This is a genomic window from Thiocapsa roseopersicina, from assembly GCF_900106925.1.
GTDB lineage: Bacteria > Pseudomonadota > Gammaproteobacteria > Chromatiales > Chromatiaceae > Thiocapsa > Thiocapsa roseopersicina.
The window spans coordinates 1-15,435 of record NZ_FNNZ01000004.1; the positions used below are offsets into that span (position 1 = coordinate 1).

General features: G+C 64.9%; 15 protein-coding genes and 1 tRNA gene. 4 read left to right on the plus strand and 12 right to left on the minus strand.

Annotated features, from left to right (window positions below):
- Window positions 1-73 precede the first annotated feature (73 nt).
- The gene (locus tag BLV04_RS05860; RefSeq protein WP_245731753.1) at window positions 74-682 is read right to left on the minus strand and encodes a SphA family protein; all 609 of its coding nucleotides are present in this window, start codon (window positions 680-682) and stop codon (window positions 74-76) included.
- Between the two features lie 359 nt (window positions 683-1,041).
- Entirely contained in the window at window positions 1,042-2,124 is a 1,083-nt protein-coding gene (locus BLV04_RS05865; RefSeq protein WP_093029042.1) for a PA0069 family radical SAM protein, read from the minus strand.
- Between the two features lie 206 nt (window positions 2,125-2,330).
- Between BLV04_RS05865 and tsaA the strand changes: the two genes are divergently transcribed.
- Window positions 2,331-3,077, plus strand: coding sequence for a tRNA (N6-threonylcarbamoyladenosine(37)-N6)-methyltransferase TrmO (gene tsaA / locus BLV04_RS05870; protein WP_093029044.1), 747 nt, complete (start codon window positions 2,331-2,333; stop codon window positions 3,075-3,077).
- Between the two features lie 48 nt (window positions 3,078-3,125).
- On the opposite strand, the gene rlmB is transcribed toward tsaA, so the two are convergent.
- Together rlmB and rnr are read right to left on the minus strand one after the other, a co-directional pair.
- Entirely contained in the window at window positions 3,126-3,920 is a 795-nt protein-coding gene (rlmB, locus tag BLV04_RS05875; protein WP_245731754.1) for a 23S rRNA (guanosine(2251)-2'-O)-methyltransferase RlmB, read from the minus strand.
- Window positions 3,921-3,922: 2 nt separating this feature from the next.
- Window positions 3,923-6,355 (minus strand): ribonuclease R, encoded by a 2,433-nt coding sequence (gene rnr / locus BLV04_RS05880; RefSeq protein WP_093029046.1) that lies wholly within the window; start codon window positions 6,353-6,355, stop codon window positions 3,923-3,925.
- Window positions 6,356-6,472: 117 nt separating this feature from the next.
- Between rnr and BLV04_RS05885 the strand changes: the two genes are divergently transcribed.
- Both BLV04_RS05885 and BLV04_RS05890 read left to right on the plus strand, forming a co-directional pair.
- A tRNA-Leu gene (locus tag BLV04_RS05885) sits at window positions 6,473-6,559 on the plus strand.
- A 148-nt stretch (window positions 6,560-6,707) separates the two neighbouring features.
- Window positions 6,708-7,019 (plus strand): DUF4282 domain-containing protein, encoded by a 312-nt coding sequence (locus BLV04_RS05890; protein ID WP_093029048.1) that lies wholly within the window; start codon window positions 6,708-6,710, stop codon window positions 7,017-7,019.
- A 9-nt stretch (window positions 7,020-7,028) separates the two neighbouring features.
- Here BLV04_RS05890 and mtnC read toward each other — a convergent pair whose 3' ends face one another.
- The 7 genes from mtnC to BLV04_RS05925 all read right to left on the minus strand — a co-directional run bounded on the left by mtnC (window position 7,029) and on the right by BLV04_RS05925 (window position 13,482).
- A complete protein-coding gene (gene mtnC / locus BLV04_RS05895; protein ID WP_093029050.1) occupies window positions 7,029-7,712 on the minus strand; it encodes an acireductone synthase in 684 nt (227 codons plus the stop codon).
- Window positions 7,713-7,721: 9 nt separating this feature from the next.
- Window positions 7,722-8,261, minus strand: a complete 540-nt coding sequence (locus tag BLV04_RS05900; RefSeq protein WP_093029052.1) for a 1,2-dihydroxy-3-keto-5-methylthiopentene dioxygenase — start codon at window positions 8,259-8,261, stop codon at window positions 7,722-7,724.
- The gene (locus BLV04_RS05905) at window positions 8,258-8,878 is read right to left on the minus strand and encodes a methylthioribulose 1-phosphate dehydratase (RefSeq protein ID WP_093029466.1); all 621 of its coding nucleotides are present in this window, start codon (window positions 8,876-8,878) and stop codon (window positions 8,258-8,260) included. Before BLV04_RS05905 ends, BLV04_RS05900 begins: the two co-directional genes overlap by 4 nt.
- A 140-nt stretch (window positions 8,879-9,018) precedes the next feature.
- The gene (locus BLV04_RS05910; RefSeq protein WP_175534512.1) at window positions 9,019-9,789 is read right to left on the minus strand and encodes a DUF2189 domain-containing protein; all 771 of its coding nucleotides are present in this window, start codon (window positions 9,787-9,789) and stop codon (window positions 9,019-9,021) included.
- A gap of 355 nt (window positions 9,790-10,144) precedes the next feature.
- Window positions 10,145-11,617, minus strand: coding sequence for a DegQ family serine endoprotease (locus tag BLV04_RS05915; RefSeq protein WP_093029056.1), 1,473 nt, complete (start codon window positions 11,615-11,617; stop codon window positions 10,145-10,147).
- Between the two features lie 126 nt (window positions 11,618-11,743).
- Window positions 11,744-12,520 carry a YdcF family protein gene (locus BLV04_RS05920; RefSeq protein WP_093029058.1) on the minus strand — a complete coding sequence of 259 codons (777 nt, stop codon included), beginning with the start codon at window positions 12,518-12,520 and terminating at the stop codon, window positions 11,744-11,746.
- 59 nt (window positions 12,521-12,579) lie between these two features.
- A complete protein-coding gene (locus tag BLV04_RS05925) occupies window positions 12,580-13,482 on the minus strand; it encodes a complex I NDUFA9 subunit family protein (RefSeq protein ID WP_093029060.1) in 903 nt (300 codons plus the stop codon).
- Between the two features lie 359 nt (window positions 13,483-13,841).
- Here BLV04_RS05925 and BLV04_RS05930 point away from each other — a divergent pair, with 359 nt between their 5' ends.
- A complete protein-coding gene (locus tag BLV04_RS05930) occupies window positions 13,842-14,627 on the plus strand; it encodes a sulfite exporter TauE/SafE family protein (RefSeq protein ID WP_245731755.1) in 786 nt (261 codons plus the stop codon).
- 180 nt (window positions 14,628-14,807) lie between these two features.
- On the opposite strand, the gene BLV04_RS05935 is transcribed toward BLV04_RS05930, so the two are convergent.
- Window positions 14,808-15,434: a hypothetical protein gene (locus BLV04_RS05935; RefSeq protein WP_093029062.1), complete on the minus strand. Its 627-nt coding sequence runs from the start codon at window positions 15,432-15,434 to the stop codon at window positions 14,808-14,810.
- Window position 15,435 lies beyond the last annotated feature (1 nt).

Sequence of the window (15,435 nt, forward strand, 5' to 3'; positions counted from 1 at the left end):
GCCCACACCCCGGCCGCGCGAGACCGGGGGAGCGCTTCGCCGACCCCTATCACGCAACTTGATCGCGAAACCATCAAAATCGCTGACCGCACTCAGCCAGGAAGGCCGTCGCGGCCCAATAAGGGTTGAAGGAGAAATAATTGCTGCCGACGTTCAGCGCATCGTTTGCGTCGTAGGAGCCGGTCGGGAAGATCAACTGGAATTCGACACGCTGCACGAACCTGGGTCCGTTGGGACCCATGATGGGATCCCACTGCAGATAGGGCCCGATCAAGAGGTCGCCCAGATTGCCGCCGTTCGCGGAAATCGCGAAGTTGTCCTTGGGATCCAGATCGAAGCCGGCGTAGGGCAGCATCAGATTCATGCCCCACTTGCCGCCGAGCAGGAGGGGTTGGTCGGACTGATAAAGGACCTGAGTCAAACCGATGTTCGCCTCGACCTCGGCCTTCTCGAGTCCACGCGCGGTCGGCAGAAGTAGATCACCGCCGTTTGCGTTTTTGAGGCGTCCGTTGCGATAAAACTGCACGTACTGCTGGGCGTACCACCCGGGGCCTGCCGGCGGCGCACCGTCGAGAAAACTGGTGAACCCGAGATTCACGGCGGGCAGGTCGTACGCCTGTGTCAGCGACGACACTCCGAGACCAACCGCAGCCACCAACAGCCTTGAGCCCTTCTTCGTCATCGTCGCGCCCCTGATTATTGAGTGTGGAGACGAGGCGCGACCCTCTTCGCGCCCTAAAAGCGCGTGAAGGATAAGGGAATGCGCTGGGCGTGACAAAGCGGTGACAACGCGGGGAAAGCGAAGAGCTTCCGGGTGACGGCCTCCTGCCTCCTTCGCCGCTCACGCTGCCCTAAACCGCGTCCAGAGCAAGATGCTCATTTTCGAGTGAGCTCAACGTTTGGTGCATCCACAACCCTTAGCGGGGAGGCGGTTTAAGATGATATATTTTTAAACTCTTAAACCGCGCCGACTCCAGCGGTCGTCAAGCCTGCCCAGGGCCGATCCCATCCAAAAACATCGCACACCGCGCCGGGCGCGGTTTAATCCTGCTCGAACAGATCGAGCTGACTCCCCGGGACCCGCGGCCGGCGAAAGCGGGACGCGTCGAGATCCCATCCGCTGTCGTGTCGGTCCAAACCCAAGCGACGCGCGGCCAGACGAAAGCGCTGAGTAAGCAGCTCGGCGACCGGACCCTGCCCGGTCATGCGAGAGCCGAATTTCGGGTCGTTGAGATGTCCGCCTCGGCATTGTCGGATCAGGCTCAACACGTGCTCGGCCCGATCCGGGACATGCACTCGAAGCCATGCATCGAAAAGCTCCGCAACCTCGTGCGGTAGACGGATGAGAAGGCAGCCGGCACGGGAAGCACCCGCTGCGACGGCTCGCTTCAGGATGCGCTCGAGGTCGACATCCGTCAGACCCGGGATCAGCGGCGAGACGAGGACGCCGACGGGCACGCCGGCCAGCGCGAGCGTCCGCACCACATCCAAGCGCCGTTCCGGGGACGCCGCCCTCGGTTCGAGCCGACGCGCCAGGTGCGGATCGAGCGTCGTCACTGAGATTTGCACCGCGACGAGCCCGCGCTCGGCCATCCGGACCAGCAGATCCAGATCGCGCAGGACCAGGGCCGACTTGGTGGTGATGGCGACCGGGTGGCGACAATCATGCAGCACCTGAAGCACGGAGCGCGTCAGCCCGAGGCGTCGCTCGATCGGTTGATAGGGATCCGTGTTTGCCCCGAGCACCAGGGTTGCGGGGCAATAATTCCGGGCTCCCAGCTCTTGCTCCAATTGGCGCGCCGCATCCGGCTTCCAGAAGAGGCGGGTCTCGAAATCCAGCCCGGGCGATAGACCCAACCAGGCGTGTGTCGGACGCGCATAGCAATAGATACAGCCATGCTCGCAGCCGCGGAACGGATTTACCGAGCGATCAAAGGGGATGTCGGGCGACTGGTTGTAGCTGATGAGGGTGCGGCTCGTGTCCACCCCGAGCTGCGTGCGCAGGGGCGGGAGCTCATCGTCGACCGGCCAGCCGTCGTCTTCGGCCTCGCGTCGCTCGGCCGAATAGCGCGAGTCCGGGTTCAGGGTCGCGCCGCGTCCGGCGGGCTTGGTCGGTCCTGTCATCTCGGGGGAAGCCGCCGGCCACCGGCTTCCAGCCGTCTGCCCTTCGAGATGCCGGTGTGCGCTTGTCTTGCCGGAGATCGATCCCGGCGCAGCGCGGTCAGGCCCACGCCAAAGCGATCCCGCAAGTCACTGCCGGAGGCTGCTGGCGGGAGGCCAGCGGCATTCTCCGGCATAATTGGCCCCATCCAAAGACAGCAGGCCAGCGCATGTCCTTCACCTTCGCACCCATCGGCCACGTACGCTCCCCATACACCGACAAGTTCGGGATTCCGCGCCAGCCCGGGTTGGTGACCGCCGCCGAGGCGCATATCGAGCTTCTGCCCAAGTTTGCCCGAGAAGAGGCATTCAAGGGACTCGAGGGTTTCTCGCACGTCTGGATCCTCTTCGTCTTTCACGAGGACTGTCTGACTGCAGGATGGAGCCCGACGGTGCGACCGCCGCGTCTCGGCGGGCGCGAGAGTGTCGGTGTCTTCGCGAGCCGCGCGCCCTATCGTCCGAACCCCATCGGGATCTCCGCGGTCGAGCAGCTTGGACTCATCAGGGATGCGCACGGACTCGCACTCAAGGTTCGGGGCGTCGATCTCTTGGATGGCACCCCGGTCCTGGACATCAAACCCTATGTGCCGTACGCGGACAACATCCCCGGGGCGCACAGCGGCTTTGCCGCGGAGCCCGAGAGCGTCGCCGCCGATGTCGCCTTCTCCGTGGAGTCATTGCAAGGCATCGCCGACGCAGATCCGACCGGAACGCGCCGACTGCGAGAGCTGATCGAGCAGGTCCTCACCCAAGATCCGCGCCCGGGTTACATGGATCGCTATCCCCAGCGCCGGGAGTTCGGCCTCCGGCTTTACGATCTGAACATCCGTTGGAGGATCGACGGCAACACCATGCACGTACTCACCATCGAGCCGCTTGTCGACACCTCCGCCCTCGGTCGGATCAGAGAAGCCTAACCCGAGAAGCGCGCCGGCGCGCCTGATCCGCCACATTCTCCGGTTAGATCAGACCCTGCGTTGACGCAACGCTTCGTAGAGACAAACACCCGCAGCGACGGACACATTAAGGCTCTCGACCGTCCCGCACATCGGTAGACGGACCAGACGGTCGCAGTGTTCGCGTGTGAGACGGCGCAGGCCAGTGCCTTCACTGCCCATGACCAGGCCGAGAGGCCCGGTGAGGTCGGCGGCATAGAGCTCGGTGTCGGCATCGCCGCTGGTCCCGGTGAGCCAGACTCCTCGCTCCTTGAGGTACCCCATGGTCCGGGCCAGATTGGTGACCTGGACATAGGGCAGCGTCTCGGCGGCGCCGCTGGCGACCTTGCAGACGACCGGAGTGAGACCGACGGCGTTGTCCTTCGGTGCGATGACCGCGTGAACGCCGGCGCCTTCAGCGGTGCGCAGACAGGCGCCGAGATTGTGTGGATCCTGAACCTCGTCGAGCAGCAGCAGGAAGGGCGGACCTTCGATGCGCTCCAGGAGCAGATCGAGATCCTGCTCGGAGCGTGCCGAGGGGACCCGCACCCAGGCCAAGGCGCCCTGATGATTTGTCCCCTCCGCGGCGCGCTCTAGCTCGTCGCGCTCGACCTGGCGGACCTTCACGCCCGCTTGGCTCGCCAGATCGGCCAGCTCGGACAAGCGACGGTCGCGACGACTGCGGTCGAGCCAAAGCTCACCGACCCCTTCGCTCCCGAACTTGATCGCGGCTCGCGCGCTGTGGATACCGCCGACCGGGTGCAGCCCCGCCGTGGGGTGCCGCACCTCGTCACGGCTCACGACAGGGCGTCGCGATGCCTTCATGGTCAGGAGGTCGGCGCCGTGCCGGTCGGCTTGCGCTTGCGTCGGTTGCGCGAGCGCGGTTTCTTGGCACCCTCGGCGGGCTTGTCTGCCTGGGCCTGTGCCCGCGGTGCCGGTGCCTGCCCCGCAGCTGTGGCCTGATCCGACGCCTGCCCGGTCGGCTTGGCCTTCTGCTTTGGCTTGGACGTGCGCGGACCCGGGCCGCCTTGACCGCCCTTCCCGCCTTGTCCGCCCTTGCCGGCCTTCCCGCTCGGCTCGGCGAGCACGAAGTCGATCTTGCGATCGTCGAGATTCACGGCCGCAACCTGCACCCGCAGCGGATCGCCGAGACGGTAGACGGTGCCGGTGCGCTCGCCGTGCAGACGATGACCGATGGGGTCGAAATGGTAGAAGTCGTTGTCGAGCGCGGTGATGTGCACCAAGCCGTCGACATGGACCTCGTCGAGCTCGACGAAGATGCCGAACGAGTTGACGCTGGTGATGATGCCGTCGAATTTCTCGCCGAGCTTGCCCTGCATGAACTCGCACTTGAGCCAGTCGTCGGCGTCGCGGGTCGCCTCGTCGGCGCGCCGCTCGGTGCCCGAGCAGTATTCGCCGATCTGCTGAAGCTCCATCTTGGAGTAGTCCAGATCGGCAGCGGTGCCGCCGCGCAGGATGTGCTTGATGATCCGATGGACGACCAGATCCGGATAGCGCCGGATGGGCGATGTGAAATGGGTGTAGGCCTCGTAGGCCAGACCGAAATGGCCGACATTGTCCGAGCTGTACATCGCCTGCTGCATGGAGCGCAGCAAGACGGTCTGGATCAAGCCCCGATCCGGGCGCTCCTTGACCATCTCGAGCAGCGCGGCATAGTCCTTGGCGGTCGGTTTCTCGCCGCCCGGGAGCTTGAGCGCGAGCTGCCCCAGAAACTCGCGCAGGTCGCTCAGCTTCTCGGCGTTCGGCAGGTCATGGATGCGGTAGAGCGCAGGCATCTTCTTGCGCTCGAAGAGACGCGCCGCGGCCACGTTCGCCGCCAGCATGCATTCCTCGATGATCTTGTGCGCCTCGTTGCGCACCAGCGGAACCACGGCGGCGATGCGCCCCTGCTCGTTGAAGACGAACTTGGTCTCGACGGTGTCGAAGTCGATGGCACCGCGCTCGGCGCGCGCCTGGTGCAGGGTCTGGTAGAGGGCGTAAAGCTCGTGCAGGTGCGGCAGCAGGTCCGCGTGCTTCTCGCACAGATCGGCATCGCCGTCGATGATCATGGCGGCGACCTGATCGTAGGTCAGCCGCGCATGCGAGCGCATGACGCCCTCGAAGAAGCGGGTCCGCGTGACCTTGCCCTCGGCGTTGATGTAGAGCTCGGCGGTCATGCAGAGCCGATCGACGTGCGGGTTGAGCGAGCAGAGCCCGTTGGAGAGCACCTCCGGCAGCATCGGAACGACCCGGTCCGGGAAGTAGACCGAGTTGCCGCGCGAATAGCCCTCGGTATCCAGCGCCGTACCCGGCACCACATAGCTCGACACATCGGCGATGCTGACCAGCAGCTTCCAGCCCTTGGGCTTGCGCTCGCAATAGACGGCATCGTCGAAGTCGCGTGCATCGGCCCCGTCGATCGTGACCAGGGGGAGCTTGCGCAGGTCGGTCCTGCCCTCCTTCGCCGCCTCCGGAACCTCGCTGCCGAGCCCGGCGATCTCTGCCTCGACCGCCTCCGGCCACTCGATCGGCAGATCGTGGGCACGGATCGCGATGTCCGTCTCCATCCCGGGCGCCATGTGGTCGCCGAGGACCTCCAAGATCCGGCCGATCGGCTGGGTGCGCTGGGTCGGTTGATCCGTGATCTCGGCGACGACGATCTGGCCCTGCTCGGCGCCCGCGATCCGGTCGCTCGGGATGATGATGTCGTGGGTCAGTCGCTTGTTGTCCGGCGCGACGAAGCCGACGCCGCTCTCTTTGTAGAGCCGCCCGACGACGGTCCGGGTCTTACGCTCCAGGATCTCGACGACCGCACCCTCGAGCCGACCCCGTCGATCGCGTCCCGCGACACGCACGACGACACGATCGCCGTGAAACAGCGCGCGCATTTCTTTGGGGTAGAGGTAGAGGTCGTCGCCACCCTCGTCCGGGCGCACGAAGCCGAAACCGTCCGCATGTCCGATGACACGACCGGCGATCAGATCGCGCCGGTTGACCAGGCAGAAGGCCTGGTTGCGATTCCGCACCAGCTGACCGTCGCGCACCATGGCACCGAGTCGGCGCTCCAGGGCGATCAGATCCTGCTCGTCGGTGAGGTTGAGCTCGCGAGCGACCTCGTCGGCACCGGCCGGTGCACCGAGGTTGGTGAGTGTTTCGAGGATGAATTCGCGACTGGGGATAGGGTTGGCGTACTTTTTCGCCTCGCGCTGGCGATGGGGATCCGCTTCTTTGGCGGCTGTCGGATTTCGGCGTCTTGTCACTTGGGCTCGTTCTTGTCCGGAAAAGGTTAGTGTAGCCTTGACACCCTTCGGTTGTCTCACTAATATTCGCGCCTTGCCACGGGGACGGACTTCTTCAAGACATCCCCGGAACCTCATGCCGAGGTGGCGGAACTGGTAGACGCGCATGGTTCAGGTCCATGTGGGCGAAAGCTCGTGGAGGTTCGAGTCCTCTCCTCGGCACCATTTCATCTCGAATTTCGAATCAGGCTCACCCCGAATGACGGGAGCCAGAGCCAGAGCCAGCACCCGCATCTGAATCGATCGCCGCAAAGTCGGCGCTCTGCCTTCCGCATTCCCCGGACGCGGCGGCGAGACACCCTGGTGTTTTCGGATGACCGAGTTCCTCTCCTTCGACACCATGATCAGCCGCCATGCGCTGCTGGTGTTCTACTATCTGGGCGCCGTCGTCATGCCCCTCGCAGCCTGGCTCATGGCTTTGTTCTTGATGCGCCGCTTCGAGCCGGTGGGCGACGCATATCGAGCCGGGATGGGGCTTGTAACCGCGACGGTGCGGCTGCGTTGGCGCGTGCTCGGAATCCTGCTGTTCGTCGCTGCGTTCCTCTTCATGGAGCTGATGTGGCGCATCATGTTCGAGTATCTGATCGCCTTTATGCAGATGCGAGACGCCTTGGTCCGACATTGAGGCCGCCGCTCAATCCTCGATCGGCCGAACCCCATCGAAATCATCGACGACCGGATGCTCTCCGAAGGGACCGGTCACGCCTTCGCGGCGCAAGGCGATCGTCTCCATCCCGGCATCCTGCGCGGCATCGAGCTCTTCTCGAATGTCCGACAGGAAGAGAATCTCTCCGGGCGGCAGACCGATCTCCGCGGCGATGGCGCGGTAGGATTCGGGTTCGCGCTTCCCGCCGATGCGCGTATCGAAGAAGCCGGCGAAAACCGGTGTGAGGTCGCCGTAGTCGGTGTGCCCGAACAGCAGCTTCTGGGCATGCACCGAGCCCGAGGAATAGACATAGAGCCTCAGACCGGCGCCGTGCCAGTCGCGCAGGCGGCGGGCGGCATCCTCGTAGATGTGGCCTCGGAAGGCGCCTCGGGCGTAACCCTCCTCCCAGATGAGACCTTGCAATGCCTTGAGCGGCGTGATCTTGCGGTCGGTGGCGATCCAGTCGAGCATCGCGGCGATCAACGCGTCCTCGTCGCCTGCCCCGTCCGCGACGGCGCGTGCATCCTCGAGCAGCTGCGCCACCTGCGGATCGTCGCGATGCGCCCGCACGAAGTCGGGAAGACGTTCCGCGGCGTAGGGAAAGAGCACGTCCTTTACGAACGAGAGGCTCGAGGTGGTGCCCTCGATGTCGGTGAGGATCGCCTTGATCATGGGGACTGATTACTCGAAGCGGGGAAAGCGCGACGCGATGTCGCTGCCGGTGAAGTTGGCGACCCAGCCCTCGGGATTGGTGAAGAGGCGGATCGCGGTGAAATGCGGGCGCGGACCCATGTCGAACCAGTGAGTCGTGCCGTCGGGAACGCTGATGAGATCGCCCTGCTCGCAGATCACGGCGTAGACCCGGCCGTTGGTGTGCAGATAGAACAGACCGCTGCCCTCGACGAAGAAGCGCACCTCGAACTCGGTATGGGTGTGCTCGTTCAGGAACTTGGCGCGCAGGGCCTCGCGGTCGGGGTGGTCCGGCGTCATGCGCAGGACATCCACGGCGCCGAAGCCATAGTCGGCCATGAGACGGTCGATGTCGCTGCGATAGGCGGCGATGACGTCGTCGGGCGTCGCATCCTGCGCCAGGAGGCGGTCCGCCTGCCAGCGCTCGAAATTGACGCCGAGGGCGCCCAGCTCGCGCCGGATGTCGGCGAAGTCATGGAAGACCGCCTCGGGGACGGGCCCGTCTTCTGTGTGAACGCGCAGCTCGCTCATCGGGTCATGCTCCTCGTGAGGGTTTCGCATTCGAGCAGGAACTCGAACGCCTCGATACGCCGACGCGCGTCGGCGACGTTGCTGCCCCAGGTATAGAGGCCGTGACCGGCAATCAAGTAGCCCGGCAGATCCGGCATGCGCTCGAGCGCTCGCTCCACCTCGACGGCCAGACGGACGATGTCCTGGTCGTTGGCGAAAACAGGCAGCGCAAGCCGGGTCTCGTGCGTCTCGATCCCGGGCAACGCCTTCAAGACCTCGTAGTCGGAGAGCGTCAGGGCGTCGCCGGCCAAGCGAGAGAGCACGGTGGCGTTGACCGAATGGGTGTGCAGCACGGCACCGATGCTCGGATCGCGGCGATACAGCATCAGATGCAGCTCGGTCTCGGCGGACGGCCGACAGCCGGCGGTCAGGATGGTGCCGTCGACATCCATCGCCATGATCCCGCTCGCGTCGAGCTCGCCTTTATGACGCCCCGACACGGTGATGGCGATGCGGCTCGCATCCAGACGCGCGGAGAGGTTGCCGGAGGTCGCCGGCAACCAGCCGCGCGAAAAACAAAAATGCCCGACGCCGATCAGCTCGGCGGCGCGTTGTTTGAAGACCTCGGGATCGACCATCTCGGTTCTGCCGGACAAAACTGCAATCTAAGGCAGAATGGGGATGAGGTCCAATCGTGAGGGCAGGTTCGACCGACGCGATTCAGCGCGATTCAGCCCGCCCGGCCGAACCGCCGAGCGGGCTGAACCGGTCGCGCTCCTTATTTCACCAAGTCGCGGTAGGCATGCCAGGTCGCATGCCCCAGCAGCGGGAAGATCGCCACCATGCCGACGAGGAAGGTCGCGAAGCCCAAACCGACCAAGATCACGATCAGCGCGGCCCACAGGATCATCGCCGGCAGATCGGAGAGCGTGACACGGATACTGGTGCGCACGGCTGTCGGCGAATCGACATTTCTATCGATGATCAGCGGGACCGCGACGACCGATCGCGCGAAAACAACGCACCCGAGAAGGACGCCGACCACGGCGTAGGAGATCATCTGAGCCCCCGTCATCTGCTCGAGCACGCCACCCCACTGCGTCGCCTCGACACTCGGACCGGCGCTTCCCAAGGCCAGATGCAGCATCAGGGTGGAGGCGGCAAACCAAATCGCAGCGATCGCCAACAGCTCGGCCGAGAAACGAATCAGGGCCTTGCGATGACGTGCAAGGACCGAGAGCGATGTGTCGAAATCGGCAGGCTCTCCTGCTGCGCGACGACGTGACAACTCACACAAGCCCGCCGCGAACAGCGGACCGACCAGCAGAAAACCGGAGACGCCGGCGGCGATGAAATACGGATGCCGCCAAAAGCCGAGGATCACCGCACCCAGCACGGAGACGAGCAATCCATAGGCGAGGCTCGCGCGCGGGGTTCGTCGCAGATCCTCCCAACCCCTGCCCAGCCAGATGAAGGGTCTTGCCAAAGAAACGTGCATGACGGGCAACGCATGGCCGCCATGTCCGCTCAGGTGGGTCACGAGACTCATGATATTTCCTCCCGACGATAATCGTGTTCTACCGAGGGGGTTGCCGGAACGGCGCAGAGAACCCTCGCGGCATCGAACGTCGACGCTGTTGGAGGTGCTCGCTACTCTCGACGGAAATCCGATGCACTGCCTCCCGGAAACCCGATCGGCCCTGACCGCAAAACCAACTTTCCAGCTTGGTCTTGAGATCAAGACCAGTCGCGGCCGGAATGGTTCGCAAATGATGTCGAGGATCCGAGCCGGCAGTAGCTCTCGGCGCCGTCGGCGGAAACAGGCATCCGGACAGCGCATCGCATAGAGGCGCCCCGGGCTCACGCCCGGAGGGACCGGCGGGACTCCCTTCCCGCCCTACGCGCTACCAGCTCAGAACCACGAAGCGCTGCATCTCGTCTTTGCGGACCAGCAACAGGACCCTTCCGCTCTCGCGACCCGCCTTCACCGCCTGCTGAAAGTCTGCAACGCTCTTCACCCACTCGCGATTGACCTGCAGGATCAGCGTGCCCGGCTCGATGCCCGCCGCGGCGGCGATGGATTCGGGTTTTACCTCCGTGACCAGAACACCCTCGCCGGGCTGACCCCCGAATTGCTCGGCAAGCTGCGGCGTGAGGGTCTGCAGGGTAAGCCCCAGCTCCTCGCTGGTTTGGGTCGGGGACGAGGATGCCAGCGCATCGGCGTTCAGCGTCCCGATGGTGACGCCGATGGTCTGCCGTTGCCCCTCGCGCACGATCGTGAGCTCTTGGCTGCTGCCCGGCGGGGTCAACGCGACTCGATTCCGGAAATTGCCCACGTCCGTCACGGGTTCGCCGCGATAGGCGACAATGACATCGCCCTGGCGCAGACCGGCCTTCCCCGCCGGGCTGTCTTCCGTGACCTGCGCGACCAGAATGCCCTCGCCCTGCTGCATCCCGAAGGATTCGGCCAGATCCGCGGTCAGCGGCTGAATGACGATACCGAGGAAGCCGCGCGTCACCTCGCCTTGCTCGATCAACTGATTGGCGATGGCGTTGGCGAGATTGATCGGGATGGCAAAACCCACGCCCATATAGCCGCCGCTGCGACTGAAGATGGCGGTATTCATGCCGACCACGGCACCGTCGAGATTCACGAGCGGTCCGCCCGAGTTGCCCGGGTTGATGGCTGCGTCGGTCTGGATGAAATCCTCGTAGTCGTTGATGCCCAAGCTCGTGCGCCCGGTGGCGCTGACCACGCCGACCGTCAGGGTGTGGCTCAGCCCGAAGGGATTGCCGATCGCGACCACCCACTCGCCGACCTCGAGCTTCGCCGAATCGCCCATGGCGAGTGCGGGCAGACCGCCGGTCTTGATCTCGACGACGGCCACGTCGGACTGAGGATCGCGGCCGGTCACCTCGGCGTCGAATTCACGTCCATCCTGAAAGGTGACGCGGATCCGCTCGGCGCCCTCGACGACGTGATTGTTGGTCATGATGTAGGTCTTGTCGGCGAGCAGCCCCGACTGTGCGGCGAACACGAATCCCGAGCCCTGCCCCATCGAGCGCGGCCCCTCGGGCGGGGCTTGGGGCAACTGGCCACGCGGCATTCCCGGAAAGCCCTCGCCGAAGAAGCGTTTGAGGAACTCATCGCCGAAGGGAAGGGCATCGCCGAAGGGTGTCGAAAGGGGTGCCTGTGCACTCGCCGCGCGCTGGCCCTCGACGCGGATAAAGACCACGGACGGAGACACCGCCCGACCGACCGAGGCGAACGCCTTGCCGGTCTCGCGCAGACTCTCGACTCCGCCGTCCAACGCCTGCGCGGGGGCGGCGAGCACCGCGGCCGCAAGGACAGTCGCAATAAAAACATGCCTTTTCATCATCGCCTCCAATGAATTGACTCGATCACTCGAATTCACTCTATTGATTTCAGCCGCCTGCTTCCGCGCACGCCGATTCCGTTGGTGATGGATCGCTCGATCACCGACCCTCGATGATCGGTGGGCTCAGGACTCGGCCCAGCCGCGCCACCGGTAGACCCACCATCCGACATACTCTTTCAGGGCTCGCGTGCTGTCGGACAAGGCTTCGGCGTCCGGGAGCCAGCGCATGAGATGCGCCGACTCGGGCATCACCTCGAAATCGGTCGGGGCCGGCACCGCATCGATCCCGACCGCGCGAAAGGTCGCCAAGGCGCGCGGCATGTGCAAGGCCGATGTCACCAGCAGGACCCGATCGATCCCCTGCGCGCTCAAAATCTCGGCGGTATAGAGTGCGTTCTCGCGGGTGTTTCGGCTGCGCCCCTCCAGCAGAATCGCATCGCTCGGAACACCGAGATCGGCGAGGAAACGCAACATCGCATCTGCCTCGCTGCGGCGCTCTCCCGCCCACGGCATGGAGCCCCCCGAGACGATGACGCGCGCCGCCTTCCCCGCATGATGGATCCGCGCCGCATGCCAAACCCGGTCGGAAGCACGCCCCAGATCCGGATCCGGCCAATCGGGCGGGCCACCGCGGATACCGCCGCCGAGAACGACCACGGCATCCGCCACCGGCAAGGCACCGACCGCCTCGCGCGCGAACCGACCTTCCAGGGACAGGCGCAACCCGTCCGAGACGATCGGTATCGACCAAAGAACGAGCCAAAGGATCCCGACCGACAAGGCGAAGAGACCCGATCGGCGCCGGCCCGCGACGAGAAGCAGAAGCGCAAGCAGCGCCAGTACGAGCGAGAGCCCGAGCGGATAGGCGAGTTGACTGAGCAGCTTATCGATGTACAGCATGCTAGCGAGGACTCGGGCCGACCGGATGTGTCGGACGATCCGACGCCATCCTCGGGCGGTTAACCCAGATAACCGGGCACGACGGCGTCGACATCGGTCGCCGTGATCCCGAGCCGGTCGAGTCCGTCCTCTCGACAGAGGCTGTCGATCTGAAGGGACAGATAATTATCCGTACTGAAGGGCTTACCCGGAAGCTTCTCGAAGATGCGCGCTTGGAGTCGTGCGAGACGGTCGCTCAGGGCGATCACGCGAACCTTGCGCCCGATGTGGCTGCCCGTATAGGTCAGAATATCGCGCAGCGTGAAGGTGCGCGGCCCGCACAGCTCGTAGATCTGTCCTCGGCTCGCAGGATCCGCGAGTGTGCGCAGCATGGCGCTCGCGACATCACCGACATAGACCGGCGAGAACCGCGCATCGGCACAGGCCAACGGGAAAGGCCCCGGCAGCAGACGCAGCAGCGATGCAAACCGATTGAAGAGTCCGTCGCCCGGCCCGAAGATCACGGATGGCCGAAACACCGTGACGGCCAGCCCCTGCTCGGCCGCCGCCAGCGCTACCGCCTCGCCCCTACCCTTGCTGCGCAGATACTCGCTCGGACCGGCCGGATCCGCATTCAGCGCGCTCATGTGAAGATATACACCGACACCGGCGGCGAGCGCCGCGCGCGTCGTCGCCTCGACCATCCCGACATGAGCCTGCTCGAAGGTACGCCCGCCCCCCTCGTTGAGGATCCCGACCAGATTCACCACGGCATCGCATCCGACCATCAGGTCGCGCAAACCGCTCTCGTCCCAGCGCTCGAGCTGGATCAGCTCGCAGCCCGGAACGAGCCGCAGATGGCGATAGCGATGGGGATGGCGCGTCGGCACAAGGGTCCGATACCCGGCGGCGGACAGGCGATTCAACAGATGTCGACCGACGAAGCCGGTCCCCCCGATGACACAAATGCACGGATGTCTCATGATGTCGTCTTGACTCGTCTGGGGTGGCTCGGCGCCCGTGGTCGGGCTAAACCGCGTCCCGGTTGGCCCTTTGTCGCGCTGAGGTATGCTCGGTCTCGTCTCCCCTTGGAACCTCGGCGAGACGCGGTTTAGGAAACGGAAAACCCATGAAATCGGTGCCTCTGCGGATTGCCGCCGCATCTGCGATGGCGGCGTCGAGCGGAAAGTGCACTCGGGAGCCTCGCCCCTCGCGCCGCGCCCGCAGGCGGTCATACCGAACGCGGGCAACCCTATTCAATCATCAATTGCGGACTGATTTCAAAACTCGCCACCGCAGCACGCAGTCGTGCGGGGCTCGCGATCATCCAGGATCCTATCCATTGCTAGAACTCTTGGCCTATCTTCTCATCGGTGCCGCGTCCGGGATGCTTGCAGGTCTCTTCGGCGTCGGGGGCGGTGTGATCGTCGTCCCGGCGCTGATCCTGCTGTTCGGGCAGATCGGGATGGTCGAGGACTGGATCCCGCATCTCGCCGTGGGAACCTCGCTTGCCGCCATCGTCGGGACCGGGGCGGCATCAACCTATGCACACTACGGACGCGGTGCGGTGCGCTGGGACCTGGTCGCCCGATTGGCGCCCGGCATCGTCCTCGGCGCCTGGCTCGGCGCAGCCCTCGCGGGGATCATCCCCGAGCTCTGGCTGACCCGTCTCTTTGCCGTCTTTTTGACCTATGTCGGGATCCGCATGCTGGCTCCCCGGAAGATCCACCACGAGCGCACCCTGCCCGGCTCCGGAGGGATGTGGGCGGCGGGCGGAGGCATCGGGATGCTCTCCGCGCTGGTCGGGATCGGCGGCGGTACCCTGACGGTGCCTTTTCTGAGCAACCGGGGAATCGACATGCGCAAGGCCGTGGGGACCTCGGCCGCCTGCGGTCTGCCGATCGCAATCGCCGGAGCCATCGGCTTCATGGTCGTCGGCTGGGGCCGCGAAGGATTGCCCGGCGCGAGCACCGGTTTCGTCTATTGGCCTGCCGTCGGGGCCATTCTGCTCGCCAGCATGCCCACCGCGCCCCTCGGCGCATCTTTGGCGCATCGGTTGCCGGTTGCACTCTTGAAGCGGTTGTTCGGGGTATTTCTCCTGCTGATCGCCCTGCGCTTGGTCTATTAAACCGCGCCCGGCGCGGTATGCGATGTTTTTGGATGGGATCGGCCCCGGCAGACTTAACGCGCGTTGGAGTCGGCGCGGTTTAAGAATTTTTTGATTTATCCTGAACCGCGTCTTGCCGAGGCTGATGGGATCCTCGACATCGCGAATCACGACGACACGGCGGATCGCGCCGGACGCGGTTCAGCCGCCCTCGAGGACGAGTCGGCGATAGAGATAGATCTGGCCCTGACGATCCCGCAAGACCAGGCGGCCCTGATCCAACGCATATTCGAACTCCTGGCTGAAGCTCTCGCGTCGATTGGTCAGCGCAACACGGTCTCCCGCGACACGAATGTCCCCGTCGATGTAGCCGCTGAAGGGCGCGTAGATGCGATAGCGCCCACCCTGCACGATCAGGAGTCCGTCGTCGCTGCCCTCCCAGATACCCTCCAACGGACCCGCTGTCCAGGGCATCGCACCGGTCATGGCGCTGCCCGGATTGAAGCGCTCCATCATCTGACCCACCTGACCCATTTGGCTTGTCGGATCCATCTGCGACCCGCCGGGGAACGGCATCGTGCCCGCGCCCGGAACGCCGGGAATGGCCCCGAACCCGGACGGCCATCCGGACATGCTCATCGGATTGGGGACGCCCGGCGAACCGCCGGACATGGCACCGCCGGCGGCGCCGAAGAGACCCATCGCCTCCATCATGCGCACCATGGCGTCCGCCATGGCCGAGCGCGTATCGGCGGCGAGTGCGGGCGCGACCGACACGCAGAGGCAGATCGCGATGATCGTAAGGTAAGGACGGACGACGTTCGACATC